Raw genomic sequence first — 17,127 nt, 5'->3', positions numbered from 1 at the left:
TTAGATTGACACAGAGACAATTTGTAGTTATAGGTTTAGGGAGATTTGGAACTTCTGTTGCTCAAACATTGTATTCCCTAGGAAATGATGTTTTAGCAATTGATTCTGATGAAGATAGGGTACAAAATATTTCTGACAGTGTAACCCAAGCAATTCAAGCAGATGCTACTGATGAGAATAGTTTAAGATCTATTGGAGTTAGAAATTTTGATGTAGCAGTAGTTACTATAGGATCTGATTTACAGGCAAGCGTAATGGCAACTCTTTTAGTAAAAGAATTAGGGGTAGGATACACCATTGCAAAGGCTAACAGCGAATTACATGCAAAAGTTTTATATAAAATAGGTGCTGATAAAGTTGTATTGCCAGAAAGAGATATGGGAGTAAGAGTTGCACATAATTTAGTTTCAACAAATATATTAGATTATATAGAATTATCTTCAGATTTTAGTATAGCAGAGGTAATAGCACCACAAGAATGGTATGGTAAAAATTTAGAAAATTTAAGTATAAGAGCAAACTATGGTATAAATATAGTAGCTATAAAAAAGAAGGAAGAAATAAATGTTTCTCCTACAGCAGGTGATGTAATTGAAGAAGGAGATATTATAGTTGCAATAGGTGGAACAGAGGAATTAAATAAATTAGAAACTTTGGTATCTAAATAAAGGGTGAATTAAAATTGAATACTATAACTAGCAAAGACAATAATTTAATTAAGTTTGTTAGAAAACTAAGAGATAAAAAGCATAGAAAAAAAGAAAAAAAGTTTATAGTAGAAGGCTTTAGGTTTGTAGAAGAGGCATTGAAATCAGATTATTGTATAGAATATATATTAATACAGGAAAATTCTTTAAATAAGTTACAAGAATTTAATATAAGTATAGAAAGTATAAAAGATAAAGCATACATATTAAGTGGCAATGCATTTAATAGTATAAGCGGCACTGAAAATTCACAAGGGATATTGGCAATTGTAAATATGAAAGAAGTATATCAACCAAAAGAATCTGGTATATATATATTGGCAGATAAAGTTCAAGATCCTGGTAATATGGGAACAATAATAAGAACTGCTCATGCAGCTAATGCCTCTGGTATATTGATAACTGAAGGTACTGTAGATATATACAATGAAAAAACTTTGAGAGCTTCTATGGGATCCATATTTTATATGCCAATTATTGAGGACTTTAAATTAGAAAAGTCTATATATTTAAAATCAAAAGGATTTAAAATTATAGCTAGTAGTTTAAATACAGACAAAAGTTTATATGACTTAGATTTACATAAAAAAAATTTAATACTAGCTGTTGGAAATGAGGGAAATGGATTAAGTGATGAAGTTTACAATATAAGTGATGAAACTTTTATAATTCCTATGCCAGGGAAAGCTGAATCACTTAATGCGGCAGTAGCTACATCTATAATAATTTTTGAAATAGTAAGACAGAATTTAAAATAATGTTGACAATTACACATTTAATATGTAAAATTGTAAATTAAAGACCATTTTAAATTAATATAGTAAACTATGACGAAGAGAGTAAATGTAAAGATTATTTTAGGGAGAAAAGGTCACAGACTGAAAGCCTTTTTATTAATTATTACGTTGAAGTTCGCTTCTGAGTTCTAATTGTGAAATTTAGTAGCAATTGGCGGATATGAACCGATATTCATAGAGCTGGATACTTTTTGTATCAACAAGGGTGGTACCGCGGAATAAAGTTCGTCCCTATTTTGGGAGGGGCTTTTTTTAATTTAAATAAAAGGAAAGGAGTTTACATATGAAAGAGGTAATAGAAAAAATTAAGAAAAATGCTATTGAAGAGTTAAATAATGTAGTAGATAAGGAAACTATAGAAAGTATAAGAGTTAAATATTTAGGTAAAAAAGGTGAGTTAACTAAAATACTTAGGGGAATGGGAGGATTAAGTCCAGAAGAAAGACCTATAGTAGGAAAATTAGCTAACGAAGTAAGAAAAAATATTGAGGAAATAATAGAAGTAAGTTTAAAAGAAATTAAAGAAAAAGAAAAAAATATTAAGCTTTCAGAAGAAACTATAGATATAACTTTACCAGGGAAAAGACAGTATTTAGGTAAAAGACATCCGTTAGAACAAACATTAGATGCAATGAAAGAAATTTTTACTGATATGGGATTTACAATAGAGGAAGGGCCAGAAATAGAATTAGATTATTATAATTTCGAGGCTTTAAATATACCTAAAAATCATCCAGCTAGAGGAGAACAAGATACTTTTTATATAAATGATAGTGTAGTTTTAAGAACTCAAACATCACCTATTCAAATTAGAACTATGGAAAACCAAAAGCCACCAATAAAAATGATAGCACCAGGTAAAGTATATCGTTCTGATTCAGTAGATGCAACACACTCACCTATATTCTACCAAATGGAAGGATTAGTAGTAGATAAAGGAATAACCTTTGCTGATTTAAAAGGTACATTAGAGATGTTTGGTAAAAAGATGTTTGGAGAGGATTTAAAAACAAAATTTAGACCTCATCATTTCCCTTTTACAGAACCATCAGCGGAAATGGATGCTACTTGTTTTGTATGCCATGGAGAAGGATGCAAAATATGTAAAGGTGAAGGATGGATAGAAATCTTAGGAGGAGGAATGGTTCACCCTCAAGTATTAAAAAATTGTGGAATAGATCCAGAAGTATATAGTGGATTTGCCTTTGGATTTGGTGTGGATAGAATGGTAATGCAAAAATACGGTATAGATGATATAAGGCTTTTATATGAAAGCGATATGAGATTTTTAAATCAATTTTAATAAAAGAATATAATAAAGGAGGAGAATAAAGAATGAATATTCCATTTAAGTGGTTAAAAGATTATGTTGATATAAATATTTCTGCTAATGAATTAGGTGATAAACTTACTTTATCAGGTTCCAAAGTAGAAGAAATAATATCTTCTGGAGATGATATACAAAATGTAGTAACAGGAAAAATAGAGAGAATAGAGAAACATCCAGATGCAGATAAATTAGTAGTATGTAGTGTAAATATTGGAAAAGAAGAGCCTATCCAAATAGTTACAGGGGCAACTAATATGAAAGAAGAAGATATAGTACCAGTAGCTGTTCATGGAGCGATATTACCAAATGACGTAAAAATAAAAAAAGGTAAATTAAGAGGTATAATGTCCTATGGTATGATGTGTTCTGAAAAGGAATTAGGTATACCAGAAAGTGGTGTAGATGGATTAATGATATTGCCACCTGATACTCCAATTGGAAAGGATATAAAGGAAGTTTTAAATTTAGATAACGCAGTAATAGAATTTGAAATAACTTCTAATAGACCTGATTGTTTAAGTGTAGTAGGTATAGCAAGAGAAGCAGCTGCTACATTGGGAATAAATTATACTATGCCTAAATTGGATTATACACCTAAAAATAAAGATAATATAAAAGATTATTTAGAAGTAGAAATAAAAGATGATTTATGTAGAAGGTATATGTCAAGAGGAGTAAAAAATGTTAAAATACAACCATCTCCTACATGGATGCAAGAAAGACTAGAAGAAGCAGGTGTAAGAGCAATAAATAATATAGTTGATATAACAAATTTTGTTATGATAGAGCTTGGTCAGCCACTGCACGCTTTTGATGGAAGACAGATAACTTCCAATAAAATAGTAGTAGAAAGAGCAAAAGCTGGAGAAAAGTTTACTACTCTAGACGATGTAGAGAGAACTATAGATGAAAGTGTTTTATGTATAAAAGATGGTGATAGGACAGTAGCTTTAGCAGGTATAATGGGAGGATTAAATTCAGAAGTAAAAGAAGATACAAAAGAAATAATATTAGAATGTGCTAATTTTGATGGAACAAATATAAGGGTATCTTCTCAAAAATTAGGATTAAGAACAGAGGCATCTTCAAAGTTTGAAAAAGATTTAGATCCTAATTTAGTAGAAATAGCTATGAATAGAGTTTGTCATCTAATAGAAGAGTTAGGTGCAGGAGAAGTAATGGAGGGAACTATAGATATATATAAAGATATAGTAAAAGAAAGAAATCTTAAAGTAGACTATAACTGGATTAATAGTTTCTTAGGTACCAATATTTCTAAAGAAGATATGAAAGAATACCTTGATAGATTGGAATTAAAAACAAATATAGAAGGAGATATTTTAAATATAACAGTTCCTACCTTTAGAAGTGATATAGTATTAAAACAAGATGTAGCAGAAGAAATAGCTAGAATTTATGGATATAATAATATACCAACTACTATGTTCAACAGTGTAAGTGTAAGATCTGGTAAGACACTAAAACAACATTTACAAGATAAAGTTGTAGAAATATTAATAGGAAGTGGCTTAAATCAATCTATAAGCTATTCATTTGTAAGTCCTAAGATTTTTGATAAGATACTTATACCTGAAGATAGTAATTTAAGAAATGCTGTGAAGATTAAAAATCCTCTAGGAGAAGATTATAGCTTAATGAGAACTACTACACTTGCATCAATGATGGAAGCTTTAGCTAGAAATTATTCTAGAAATAATTCTTATGCTAGATTATTTGAAATGGGAAAAGTGTATATTCCAAGTGAAGATGAAAAAATATTGCCTGAGGAAAGAAATACTCTTGTGATAGGAATGTATGGAGATGTAGATTATTTAAGTTTAAAAGGAGTAATTGAAAATTTAGTTGAAGAATTAAATATAGAAAAAAGCTCCTATAAGAGAGAATCAGAACACCCAACATTTCATCCTGGAAAAACAGCAAAATTATATGTTAATAAAGAATTTGCTGGTTTATTAGGAGAAGTTCATCCAGATGTATTAGATAATTACGATATAGATGAAAAATGTTATATAGCGGAATTAAATTTAGATATGTTATTAAAAAATGCTAATATTGAGAAAAAATATAGTCCACTACCTAAATTTCCAGCAGTAGAAAGAGATATGGCACTACTTGTAGATGATGAAGTACTTGTTCAAGATATAGAAAATATAATAAGAAATAAGGGTGGAAAAATACTAGAAAATGTTAAGCTATTTGATGTATATAAAGGCTCACAAATACCTAAAGGAAAGAAAAGTGTTGCATATTCAATAGTATATAGAATGCCAAACAGAACATTAACAGATTCTGAAGTAAGTAAAGTTCACAATAAAATAGTAAGAACTTTAGAAAATAATTTAGGGGCAGAATTAAGATAATTAATTACAAATAAGTAAGTAATTCTATATAAGGGGTAAATTCTATTTTAACTATATGAAATTTATGTTAGAATATAGATATATGAATTTATCTGAGAGGGTGTGTACAGTGAATATAGTCGTTGTAAGAATAAACGGAGTAGAATATAACTTAAAAGGAAATGAAAAAGAAGAATACTTACATAGAGTTGCTAGTCATGTTGATAAAAAAATAAAAACTATTTTACAAAACAATACTAAATTAAGTACATCCTCTGCTGCAATATTAACTGCTTTGAATACTGTTGATGAAGTATTTAAAAGTAATGAGAAAGTTGAAGAACTTTTGGAAGAAGTTAACCTTTTAAAAGAAGAAAACAAAAAATTGCAAACAGAAATTGAGGAACTTACAGATAAATTAGAAGCCTTATATAGAGAAAATCAGCAAATAAGAGAAGAAAAAGAAAAAATCAGAGATGAAAAGGAAGAATTATTAAAAAACTCTAATAGCAATAAAAATGATGAAAGCTTAAAGGAAAAGGATTTACAAATAAAATCTCTGAAGGTAGAAAAAGATGATTTATATAATAAATATAATGAAATCAAAGATGAAAATGAATCTTTAAAAGTTGAACGCAAAGAGCATAAATTTCAAATTCAATCTGCAAAGTATAAAATAATAGACTTGCAAAATAAATTGATAGAAACTCAAATAGAACTTGCTAAAGAAAAGAAGCAAAATAATCCTTTAATAAGTGATAAGGCTAAAAAAAGTAAAAAGTTAGGCTGTTGATTTTTCAACAGCCTTTTTTGTAGTATAATAATCATTAGATTTAATTAGAGAGGTGGATTATGAAAAAGGTAGAATTATTAGCACCAGCAGGAAGTATTGATAGCTTATATGCTGCTGTGCAAAGTGGTGCAGATGCTGTTTATTTAGGTGGAAGTAAATTTTCAGCTAGAGCTTATGCATCAAACTTTAATGAAGAAATAATGAGAAAGGCAGTAGATTATTGCCATATATATGGTGTTAAAGTATATGTAACAGTAAATATTTTATTAAAAGAAAAAGAGTTAAAAGAGGCTTTAGAATATATAAGATATCTTTACAACATAGGAGTAGACGCTCTTATAATTCAAGATACAGGTCTTTTCTATTTAATTAAAAAATATTTTCCAGATTTTGAAATTCATGCATCTACGCAGATGACAATACATAATATTCAAGGAGCAAAATTATTACAAGAAGTTGGATTTGAGAGAATAGTTTTAGCAAGAGAATTATCAATAGAAGAAATAAGGAATATATCCAATAATTTAAAGGTTGAAACTGAGGTGTTTGTACATGGAGCATTATGTATATGTTATTCAGGACAATGTCTAATGAGTAGCTTAATAGGTGGGAGGAGTGGTAATAGGGGAAGATGCGCTCAACCTTGTAGATTGCCTTATACCATAGTAAATAATAAAAATAATGAGAAAAAAAGTGGATATTTATTAAGTCCTAAAGACGTTTGTACTATAGAAAATGTGGAAGATTTTATTTTGTCAGGAGCTCATTCTTTTAAAATCGAAGGTAGAATGAAGCGTCCAGAATATGTAGCTGGGGTAGTTAAAAGCTATAGAGAAGTGATTGATAGTTTTTACAATGGAAATATTAAAGAAATAGATTATAAATTGAAAACTAAAAATTTATTAAAGTTATTTAATAGAGAAGGTTTTTCTAAGGCGTATCTTTATGGCAATGAAGGAATAGACATGATATCAAAAAATTTCCCTAAAAATACAGGTATATATATAGGAGATGTAGAAAATAAATCTAATATTAAATTAAAAGAAGAATTAACTTTAGGTGATGGTATTAGAATTAATGAAAAGGGATTTACTGTATCTAAAATAATAAAAAATAATAAAGAAGTAGATACTGCATATGCAGGAGATTTGGTAAAAATATATCCTGATATTTATAAAAAAGGAGATAAATTATACAAAACATCAGATGTAAAATTACTAAAAGAAAATAGTATATATTTTGAAGAACCTTATGGTAAAAAAATAAAAATAAAAATAAATATAGTATTTAAAAAAGAAATGCCTATAACTATATACACTAATATAGGTGATGAACTTATTTCAGTTGAAGGTGAAATTGTAGAGAAGGCAATAAAAAGACCTTTAAGTATTGAAAAAATAAAAGAAAACGTAGATAAGACAGGAGATACTCCGTTTATATTTGAAAACATAAATTTTGAGGTTTACGAAGAAGGATTTTTACCAGTTTCAAAAATAAACGAAGCTAGAAGAGAGTTTTTAAGTAAACTAGAAGAGTTTTTACTTAAAAAATATAGGAGAAATGTATCAAAAGAAGAAATAAATTTAGATAAAGGTAATAAAAAATATGAATGTAATGAAGAACTACCTAAATGTATTGCAACAGTAAAAACTAAAGAACAATTGAAAGCAGTTATACAAAATGGTATAAAAAATATATGTATAAATCCTTTTATCAGAGACAATCAATTAGATATTTCATGTTTAAATAAAGAAGAAATTAATATATACTTGAAAATACCTAATATAATAAAAAAGGAATATAATTATATTTATGAATATATAAATAATAATTTAGATAATATAAAAGGCATAATAACTGCCAATTTAGGAATTATAAATGATTTTAAAGATAAAATATCAATTATAGGAGATTATAAACTTAATATGTTTAATAGTTACTCCCTAGAATTTTTTAAAGATATTATATATATGGGTTGCTTAAGTACAGAGTTAAATAAAATGGAAATAAAAGATGTTTTGAAAAAAAGTAGTATACCTGTTCAGCTATTACTTTATGGAAGAATTGAACTTATGGTAAGTGAGTATTGTCCTATAGGAAGTTCTTTTTCTCATAAAAATAAATTAAAAGAGTGTAATAATGTTTGTCAAAAGGATAATTTTAGTTTAATTGATAGAAAGGGAGAAAAGTTTCCAATTGTAACAGATAAATTTTGCAGAAGTCATATTTTAAATACAGTTCCTTTAAATTTAATTCAATATATAAAAGAATTAGAAGAAATGGGTATACACTCTTTTAGAATGGAGTTTACAGATGAAGATTACAATGAAGCTGATAAAATATTAAAAGCATTTAAAAATAAAAAATGGAAAAAAGATTTTAAAAATTATACAAGGGGACACTATAAAAGAGGTGTAGAATAAAATAACGAGGTGTTTAATAATTGAACAAAAGAGCTTTAAAAGTACTAGAATTTTATAAGATAAAGGAAAAATTAAAAAGCTTTGTAAAAACTAATGCAGCAAAGGATATAATAGATAATTTAAAACCATATGAAAGTCTTTATGAAGTAGAAATGCATTTAAAAGAAACAGTGGAGGCTTTAGATTTACTTCAAACAAAAGGGGAACCGCCTTTTGAAGGAATATATGATATAAGAGATATTTTAATTAGAGTAGAAAAAGCTATGGTTTTATTACCAGGTCAACTACTAAAAGTAGCATCTATTTTAAGATCAGCAAGAAGATTCAAAGATTATGTGGCAAGAAAATATGAAGAAAGTCCTCATGAAAACATAGAAGATATATGTGAAAGTATAGAGCCGCTTAAAGGGCTAGAAGAGTCTGTATTTAATGTGGTTATAAGTGATGATGAAATAGCGGATAGAGCAAGCTTAAAGCTTTATGGTATAAGAAGAGCTTTAAGAGATAAAAATGATTCATTAAGAGACAGGGTAAATTCTTTAGTTAGAAAGTACTCTCCTTATTTACAGGAAAATATTTATACCATAAGAGGAGATAGATATGTACTACCAGTAAGAGCAGAACATAAGGGTGCTGTACCAGGACTTGTTCATGACCAAAGCTCTTCTGGATCCACTTTATTTATTGAGCCAATGAGCTTGGTAAATCTAAATAATGAAATAAAAGAATTATTGCTAAAAGAAAGAGAAGAAGTAGAGAGAATATTAGAAGAGCTTTCATTAAAGGTTTATAATAATTTAGATGTAATAAATATTAATGCTAAGATAATATGGGAGTTGGATTTTATATTTGCAAAAGCTAAATTTGCAAGTCATAATAATTGTACTTTACCTAAGGTTAATGAAGATGGAGTAGTAGATATAATAGAAGGAAAACATCTTCTAATAGATGCTGAAAAAGTAGTTCCAACAGATATATATTTAGGTAAAGATTTTACATCTTTAATTATAACAGGACCTAATACGGGTGGAAAAACTGTAACACTAAAGACTCTAGGTTTGATACATATAATGGGATTAAGCGGATTGTTAATACCTGCTAAGGAGAATTCAACTATAGCGTTTTTTGAAGAAATTTTTGCTGATATAGGAGATGAACAAAGTATAGAACAAAGTCTTTCAACTTTTTCATCTCATATGGTGAATATAGTAGATATAATATCTAAGGCAGACAATAAATCTTTGGTATTATTTGATGAGTTAGGGGCAGGAACAGATCCTACAGAAGGAGCCGCCTTAGCTATATCAATTTTAGAAGAATTAAGAAAAAGAAAATGTAAAATAGTAGCTACTACTCATTATAGTGAATTAAAAGGATATGCCTTAAAAACTGAAGGAGTAGAAAATGCTTCTGTAGAGTTTGATGTAGAAACTTTAAAGCCTACTTATAGATTGTTGATAGGTGTGCCAGGAAAATCTAATGCCTTTGAAATATCTAAAAGATTAGGATTAAGTGAATACATTATAGAAGAGGCTAAGAAGAATATAGAAAGTGATAGTTTAAGATTTGAGGATCTTATTGAAAAATTACAATCTAAAAGTATAAAAGCTTCTGATGATGCAAGAAGAGCAGAAATGTACAAATTAGAAGCAGATAAATTAAAAGATAAATATGAAGATAAATTAAGAGTAGTAGAAGAAAATAGAGAAAAATTATTAAGAAATGCTCAAGATGAGGCTAGAAAAATCATAAAGGAAGCAAAAGAAGAAGCGGATGAGATATTAAAAAATATAAGAGAACTAGAAAGAATGGGTTATTCATCTACAGCTAGACAAAAGCTTGAAGAAGAAAGAAAAAAATTAAATAATAAGATGCATAAACTTGAAAAAGAAGAAGAAAACTTAAATAAAGAAAAAGGAAAAAAGATAGAGAAAGTAAATTTAGGTGAAGAGGTTTATCTTCCTAAATTGGATCAAAAGGTAATAATACTTTCTAAACCAGACAATAAGGGAGAAGTTCAAGTACAGGCAGGTATTATAAAAATAAATGTAAAATTAGAAGATTTAAGAGTTATAGATAAACCTAAAGAAGAGACTAAAAAGGCAAGAAAAAGAGAAGCTAAATTGAGATTAAAAATGGTAGAGCCAGAAATAGACTTAAGAGGAATGGATTCTATGGAGGCTATCTATAATACTGATAAATATTTGGATGAGGCATATGTAGCAGGACTTAAAGAAGTTATCCTAATACATGGAAAAGGTACAGGAGTTTTGAGAAAATCTATAAATGATATGTTGAAAAGGCATCCGCAAGTAAAAAGGTATAGATTAGGTGAATATGGAGAAGGCGGAACGGGTGTTACTGTTGTAGAGTTAAAATAGTATTATGGAGGTTATAATGGTGAAAATTATAAGTGCATGTCTATGTGGTGTGAATTGTAAATATAATGGTAAAAATAATTTAAAACAAGGAGTAGAAAAACTTTTAAAGGAAGGAAGATTAATACCAGTATGTCCAGAGCAATTAGGCGGAATGGAAACGCCAAGGGAACCACATGAAATAGTAAATAGTACTGCATCAGAAGTATTAGATGGAAAAGGAAAAGTTTTAAGCAAAACTTACAAAGATTCAACAGATAAATTTGTAAAAGGGGCCTATGAAACTTTAAAAATAGCTAAGGCTTTAGGTGTAAAAGAAGCCATATTAAAATCCAATAGTCCTTCTTGTGGATTTGGTACTATTTATAATGGTAATTTTTCAGGTAAAAAAATAAGAGGAAATGGTGTTACAGCAGAATTGCTTAAAAGGGAAAACATAAAAATTTACAATGAAGAATATATTGAAAAGTTGTTAAATGAGTAGATATAAAAAGTAAAGTCCTTAATATAAGGACTTTACTTTACAACTTTTATAAAATTAACTTCTGAATCTTCTGTGCCTTGTACATAAAGACCAGTATCCTTTAATTTTTGTATATAATTAATTATTTCTTCTGTGATTATTTCACCAGGGCAAAGCACAGGTATTCCAGGGGGATAAGCTAATAAAAATTCTCCACTTATTCTTCCTCTACTATCTTTTAAAGGAAGAACTACTTTTTCACTATTAAAAGCTTCCCTAGGGATTTGAACTTGTTCTGGTATAGCTGGTATATCTATAAAGTCAGATTTTTTATTTTCGTTATTTTTATATTCTTGGCTTATTTCTTTTAGTGCATTAATTAGTGCATCTATATTTTCTTTTGTATCGCCAAAAGAGCCTACAGCTAAGCCATTATATAAATCCGATAATTCTAATTGAATGTGATATTTATTAGATAAAATCATATCCAATTGAAAACCAGTAATGCCTAAATCTCTACAAGTTATAGTTATCTTAGTAGGGTCTATGGCAAAAACACCAGGGTTTCCTATAATCTCTTTACCAAAGCAATAAAAACCAGGAATTTTATTGATTTCTTCACGAGCATAATTGGCTAAATTTATAGCTTTATCTAATAATTCTTTACCATTTATAGCTATTTGTCTTCTGGCACAATCAAGTGAAGCCATTAGTATATATGAAGGAGATGTAGTTTGAAGTAAACTTAATATTTGTTGAACTCTATTTACATCTATTCGCTCAGAACCAACGTGAAGTAGGGAACATTGGGTTAAAGCACCTATTATTTTATGTGTGCTTTGGCAACAAATATCTGCACCAGCTTCAATAGAGGACATTGGCAATTTATCATTAAAGCCTAAATGAGGTCCGTGAGCTTCATCTACAATTAAAGGAATATCATAACTGTGAACTATATCAGCTATTTTTTTAATATCTGTAGCCACACCATAATAGGTCGGATTAATTATTAATACGGCTTTAGCATCAGGATTTTCTTTTAGGGTTTTTTCTACAGTTTCAGGAGTAACACCATGAGCGATGCCAACTCTTTTATCTAATTCTGGTTGCATATAAACAGGAGTTGCTCCACTTAATATAATGCCAGAAGTTACTGACTTATGAACATTTCTTGGTATAATTATTTTATCACCAGATTTAACTACTGACATTATCATTGCCTGTATGGCGCCAGAAGTACCATGAATGCAAAAAAATGAAGCTTTAGAACCATATGCATCAGCAGCTAATTCTTGAGCTTTCTTTATAGGACCTGTAGGATGATGCAAGCTATCAACTAGTTTAAAAACAGTAACATCGATTTTAAAAGGATTTTCACCTATAAACTTTTTAAATTCTTCGTCTATTCCTACTCCTTTTTTATGACCAGGAACGTGAAAAGGTATAGTTTCTCTATCTACATATTCCATTAATGCATCAAATAATGGAGTTTTGTATTGATCTAATCTATACAACTAATAACACCTTCTTTCAATATCAGTTAAAAGTCTTTAAATAACAATGTCTCATGACTATAGTGTATGTATTTAAAGCAATATTAATTATAGTTTAAATAATTGGCAATTGCAATAAGCATATTCAATGAACAACAAATTAAAAGTAAGGGAGATGGATGTAATTTGAATAATGGAAAATCTTTTTCAGAAAAACTAGAAAAGGTTTTGTTTTTGGAAGTAGACGAAAACAAATTAGAAAATATTTTTAAGGTAACAATTAAAGAAAAAGTATATTTACCAATCAATGCTGATGAGATAATTAAAGAAGTTAAAAATGGAAATAATATGGAAAAGATATCTATAAGTAATTTTATAGAAGGTATGTTTTTTGTAATGGGAGCAGATAAGGAGTTTAAATATAATAAATACTATATAAAAATGATAAAAAATATACCTGAAAGTATAAAGTTTATAAAGGGTAAAATATTTAAATTAATAGATGAAAAAAAATATGAAGATGCCTATATAACTTTAAAGGGACTTATTCAAGTAGATAGCAGTAAAGAAAATTTTGAAAAGCTACTATTATTGGTGAACGGATTAAGAAGCTTAGATAAAAGCTATATAGATGAGGAGTTATGGGCAATAGATAAAACTAAAGAATTATTCGAGGATTATCCATTACCATATTTATATGAATGTATCATAAATAAAGAAAATGGAGATTATAGTAAAGCATTATTTTTACTAAATAACTATTTAGTTAGAGGAGGAGAAGAAACTAAAGAGATAACGGATTTAAGAGTAGCTCTTAAATCTATAGTGGATTATGAGAAAGCAAAAGAGATATTATATGATTCCCCCAGAGAAGCACTAGAAATTTTAATTCCATTATTAGAAGAATTTGAGGATGATCCATTAATATATTATTATGTTTCAATAGCATATAGAATATTGGAGAACTATGAAAAAGCTATATATTATTTAAATAAATCTATAAATATAGATAGCGCTATACCAGAAGTAATTAATGAATTAGGTATAAATTATGCAGCTTTAGGAGAATATGAAAAAGCTATAGGATATCTTAGAAAAGTATTTGAAGTTACAAAGGCTGTGGAAGTATGTACTAATTTAGTTATGTGTTATTTAAATATAGGAAAAATAAAAGAGGCTAAGGAACATTTAGAAATAGCAAAAAAAATAAAACCGGAAGATGAAATAGTAATGGAATTAGAGGGTATTCTAAAAAATATATAAATTAAAAATAGTATAATAATTAATTTTATGTAAATTATATATTATTGATTGGGGAATTATTAAATTTTATTATATCATGAAAGGGGATATTATTATGAAGGTGAAAAAGGCAGTTATACCAGCTGCAGGCTTAGGAACAAGATTTTTACCTGCTACAAAGGCACAACCTAAAGAAATGCTTCCTATAGTAGATAAACCCACTATTCAACATATAATAGAAGAGGCTGTAGCTTCTGGAATAGAAGAAATATTAATTATAACTGGTAGAAATAAAAGGGCTATAGAAGATCATTTTGATAAATCTGTAGAATTAGAACAGCAATTAAGAGATACAGGGAAAAAAGATATGTTAAAAATGGTAGAAGATATATCTAACATGGCAGAGATATATTACATTAGACAAAAAGAGCCTAAAGGATTAGGTCATGCCATTAGTTGTGCTAGAACTTTTGTAGGAGATGAACCCTTTGCAGTTATGCTAGGAGATGATGTGGTTTATAGCCAAAAACCTTGTTTAAAGCAACTTATAGAATGCTACAATGAATATAAAACAACTATATTAGGGGTACAACAAGTAGCAAGGGAAGATGTATATAAATATGGTATAGTAGATGGTAAATATATAGAAGATAATGTGTATAAGGTAAAGGGCTTAGTAGAAAAACCAAAAGTTGAAGAAGCACCATCTAATATAGCTATATTAGGTAGATACATAATAACTCCTAAAATATTTGAAATGTTATCCACTATAAAGCCAGGAAAAGGTGGAGAAATTCAGCTAACAGATGCTTTAAGAGAACTAGCTTCAAAAGAAGCCATATATGCATATAATTTTGAAGGCAGAAGATATGATGTGGGAGATAAATTAGGATTTTTACAAGCAACTATAGAATTTGCCCTAAGGAAAGAAGAAATAAAAGATGAATTTGAAAAGTATCTTTTAGGTATTTCAGATAAGATAAAAACAGAATGAATAGTGAATAATTAATAGTGAACAATGAACAATTATGGATATTTTTTCTCCATTGACATTAGGAAAAAATTTTAATTATATAAAACTTTGATGTTCAGCAAAGCTGAATGAACTTTTTTATACAATAACTATCTACTTTTTTAATAAGATTATAGATTTTCTGACGGTGGGAAGAAAATCTTCATTAATTGTTCATTATTCATTGTTAGTTGTTCATTAATTAAAGGTTTTGGTTGAATAATTTTAAAAATGAGGTAAAATTATTAAGGTGGTTAAAATATTTTATTCGGGAAGTGATATATTGAATAAAAGTAAGAAACTCATAGTTTATGATATTATATTACTGGTTTTAGCTTTATACTTATCATTACTACTAAGATTAGATTTTATGATATCCAATGAGTATATGGAATTTTTTAAATATGCTATTATACCAGTAATTTTAATAACTTTATTTTTTAATGAAATGTTTAAACTATATGATAGCATTTGGAAATATGCATCTATTGAAGAGCTAATGTCTATAATCTATTCCATATCCTTATCTAATGTGGTAATTATACTATATAATTATTTTGTTACTTATAAATTGTTGGAAACCAGATATATGAGATTTCCTTATGCTGCACATATAATATTTTGGATACTATCTGTAGCATTCTTGGGAGGGACAAGGTTTTTATATAGAATAGTGGATGAAAGACATTCAGGTAAAATTTGTGATAAAAAGAAAAATAGGTTACTTATAATAGGCGCAGGTGATGCTGCGGCACTGTTAATTAAAGAAATAAAGAAAAGTGCCAATTTAAACTATGACATAATAGGACTTATAGATGACAATGAAGAAAAAACGGGAAGAACCATAAATGGAATAAAAGTAATAGGTACTAGAAAAGATATTATAAATATTTGCGAAGAAAAAGATATAGAAGAAATAATACTAGCTATTCCATCTGTAGATGTAAAAACTAAAAGAGAAATAATAAACATTTGCAAAAATACTAAGGCAAAGTTAAAAACTCTTCCAGGAATATATGAAATAATAGATGGAAGAGTAAGTATTAGTAAAATAAGAGATGTAAGTATCGAAGATTTATTGGGAAGAGAAGAAGTCAAATTAAATAATAAGGATATAAACAAGTACATAAAAGACAAAGTAGTATTGGTAACTGGTGGAGGAGGCTCTATTGGTTCAGAACTATGTAGGCAAATTGCAAGATTTAATCCTAAAAAGCTTTTAATATTAGATATTTATGAAAATAATGCCTATGACCTTCAAATGGAATTAAACTATAGTCAACCTAATTTAGATAAAGAGGTAATAATAGCATCAATTAGGGAAGAAGATAGACTAAGAGAGATATTTGAAAAATACAAACCAGAAGTAGTTTTCCATGCAGCTGCTCATAAGCACGTTCCATTAATGGAAAATAATCCTGCAGAAGCAGTAAAAAATAATATAATAGGTACTTATAATTTAGTTAAATGTAGTCATGAATATAAAGTAAAAAGATTTGTGCAAATAAGTACAGATAAGGCTGTAAATCCTACCAATATAATGGGGGCAACTAAAAGATTTTGTGAAATAATGATACAAGCCTTTGATAAAATAAGTGAAACAGAATACGTAGCAGTTAGATTTGGAAATGTTTTAGGAAGTAATGGCTCTGTTATTCCATTATTTAAAAAGCAAATAGCCCATGGTGGACCTGTTACAGTTACTCATCCAGAAATAAATAGATTTTTTATGACTATACCTGAAGCTGCTCAATTAGTTATACAAGCAGGGGGTATGGCAAAGGGTGGAGAAATATTTGTATTGGATATGGGAGAACCAGTTAAAATTAAGGATTTGGCAAGGGATTTAATAAGACTTTCAGGATATGAACCAGACATAGATATAAAAATAAAATACACTGGATTAAGACCTGGAGAAAAATTATATGAAGAAATTTTAATGGATGAAGTAGCGTTAACTAATACACAACATGATAAAATATATGTGGAAAAACCTACAGAGTACAATATTGATTTTATAAAGGAATCTATAAATGAATTTAGAAACATAGTTTATAAAGATAAAGAAAGTATTTTTAAACTAATGGAAATAAAAGTACCAACATATAAAAGAAAAACAAATTAAAATA

Annotated in this window: 12 protein-coding genes and 1 other annotated feature; of the genes, 11 read left to right on the top strand and 1 reads right to left on the bottom strand. The window is 28.1% G+C overall.

Annotated features, from left to right (window positions below; translation table 11 throughout):
- Nucleotides 1-5: 5 nt before the first annotated feature.
- The 8 genes from CKV72_RS09415 to CKV72_RS09380 all read left to right on the top strand — a co-directional run bounded on the left by CKV72_RS09415 (nt 6) and on the right by CKV72_RS09380 (nt 11,272).
- Entirely contained in the window at nt 6-668 is a 663-nt protein-coding gene (locus CKV72_RS09415; RefSeq protein WP_095178134.1) for a potassium channel family protein, read from the top strand.
- Nucleotides 669-682: 14 nt separating this feature from the next.
- Nucleotides 683-1,465, top strand: coding sequence for a TrmH family RNA methyltransferase (locus CKV72_RS09410; RefSeq protein WP_095178133.1), 783 nt, complete (start codon nt 683-685; stop codon nt 1,463-1,465).
- Between the two features lie 60 nt (nt 1,466-1,525).
- Nucleotides 1,526-1,740 (top strand) — a binding site (T-box leader).
- A 47-nt stretch (nt 1,741-1,787) separates the two neighbouring features.
- Nucleotides 1,788-2,807 carry a phenylalanine--tRNA ligase subunit alpha gene (gene pheS, locus CKV72_RS09405; protein ID WP_095178132.1) on the top strand — a complete coding sequence of 340 codons (1,020 nt, stop codon included), beginning with the start codon at nt 1,788-1,790 and terminating at the stop codon, nt 2,805-2,807.
- A gap of 32 nt (nt 2,808-2,839) precedes the next feature.
- Nucleotides 2,840-5,215, top strand: coding sequence for a phenylalanine--tRNA ligase subunit beta (gene pheT, locus CKV72_RS09400; protein ID WP_095178131.1), 2,376 nt, complete (start codon nt 2,840-2,842; stop codon nt 5,213-5,215).
- Nucleotides 5,216-5,279: 64 nt separating this feature from the next.
- Entirely contained in the window at nt 5,280-5,987 is a 708-nt protein-coding gene (locus CKV72_RS09395; protein WP_242955724.1) for a cell division protein ZapA, read from the top strand.
- A 59-nt stretch (nt 5,988-6,046) separates the two neighbouring features.
- Complete coding sequence (locus CKV72_RS09390; protein WP_095178130.1) at nt 6,047-8,410, top strand: U32 family peptidase; 2,364 nt, start codon at nt 6,047-6,049, stop codon at nt 8,408-8,410.
- 20 nt (nt 8,411-8,430) lie between these two features.
- Nucleotides 8,431-10,791: an endonuclease MutS2 gene (locus CKV72_RS09385; protein ID WP_095178129.1), complete on the top strand. Its 2,361-nt coding sequence runs from the start codon at nt 8,431-8,433 to the stop codon at nt 10,789-10,791.
- Nucleotides 10,792-10,810: 19 nt separating this feature from the next.
- Entirely contained in the window at nt 10,811-11,272 is a 462-nt protein-coding gene (locus tag CKV72_RS09380) for a 2-thiouracil desulfurase family protein (RefSeq protein WP_169712394.1), read from the top strand.
- Nucleotides 11,273-11,304: 32 nt separating this feature from the next.
- On the opposite strand, the gene CKV72_RS09375 is transcribed toward CKV72_RS09380, so the two are convergent.
- Entirely contained in the window at nt 11,305-12,765 is a 1,461-nt protein-coding gene (locus CKV72_RS09375) for an aminotransferase class I/II-fold pyridoxal phosphate-dependent enzyme (protein WP_095178127.1), read from the bottom strand.
- 102 nt (nt 12,766-12,867) lie between these two features.
- Between CKV72_RS09375 and CKV72_RS09370 the strand changes: the two genes are divergently transcribed.
- The 3 genes from CKV72_RS09370 (at nt 12,868) to CKV72_RS09360 (ending at nt 17,123) form a co-directional block, all read left to right on the top strand.
- Nucleotides 12,868-14,007, top strand: a complete 1,140-nt coding sequence (locus CKV72_RS09370) for a tetratricopeptide repeat protein (protein ID WP_238056588.1) — start codon at nt 12,868-12,870, stop codon at nt 14,005-14,007.
- 94 nt (nt 14,008-14,101) lie between these two features.
- Nucleotides 14,102-14,980 (top strand): UTP--glucose-1-phosphate uridylyltransferase GalU, encoded by an 879-nt coding sequence (galU, locus tag CKV72_RS09365; RefSeq protein ID WP_089865551.1) that lies wholly within the window; start codon nt 14,102-14,104, stop codon nt 14,978-14,980.
- Nucleotides 14,981-15,281: 301 nt separating this feature from the next.
- Nucleotides 15,282-17,123: a polysaccharide biosynthesis protein gene (locus tag CKV72_RS09360; protein ID WP_095178126.1), complete on the top strand. Its 1,842-nt coding sequence runs from the start codon at nt 15,282-15,284 to the stop codon at nt 17,121-17,123.
- The last annotated feature ends 4 nt before the right edge of the window (nt 17,124-17,127 follow it).

The organism is Clostridium cochlearium (assembly GCF_900187165.1).
Taxonomy (GTDB): Bacteria; Bacillota; Clostridia; order Clostridiales; family Clostridiaceae; genus Clostridium_G; species Clostridium_G cochlearium.
Note: the sequence above shows the minus strand (reverse complement) of the source record. Positions and strands in the feature narration are given on the sequence as shown.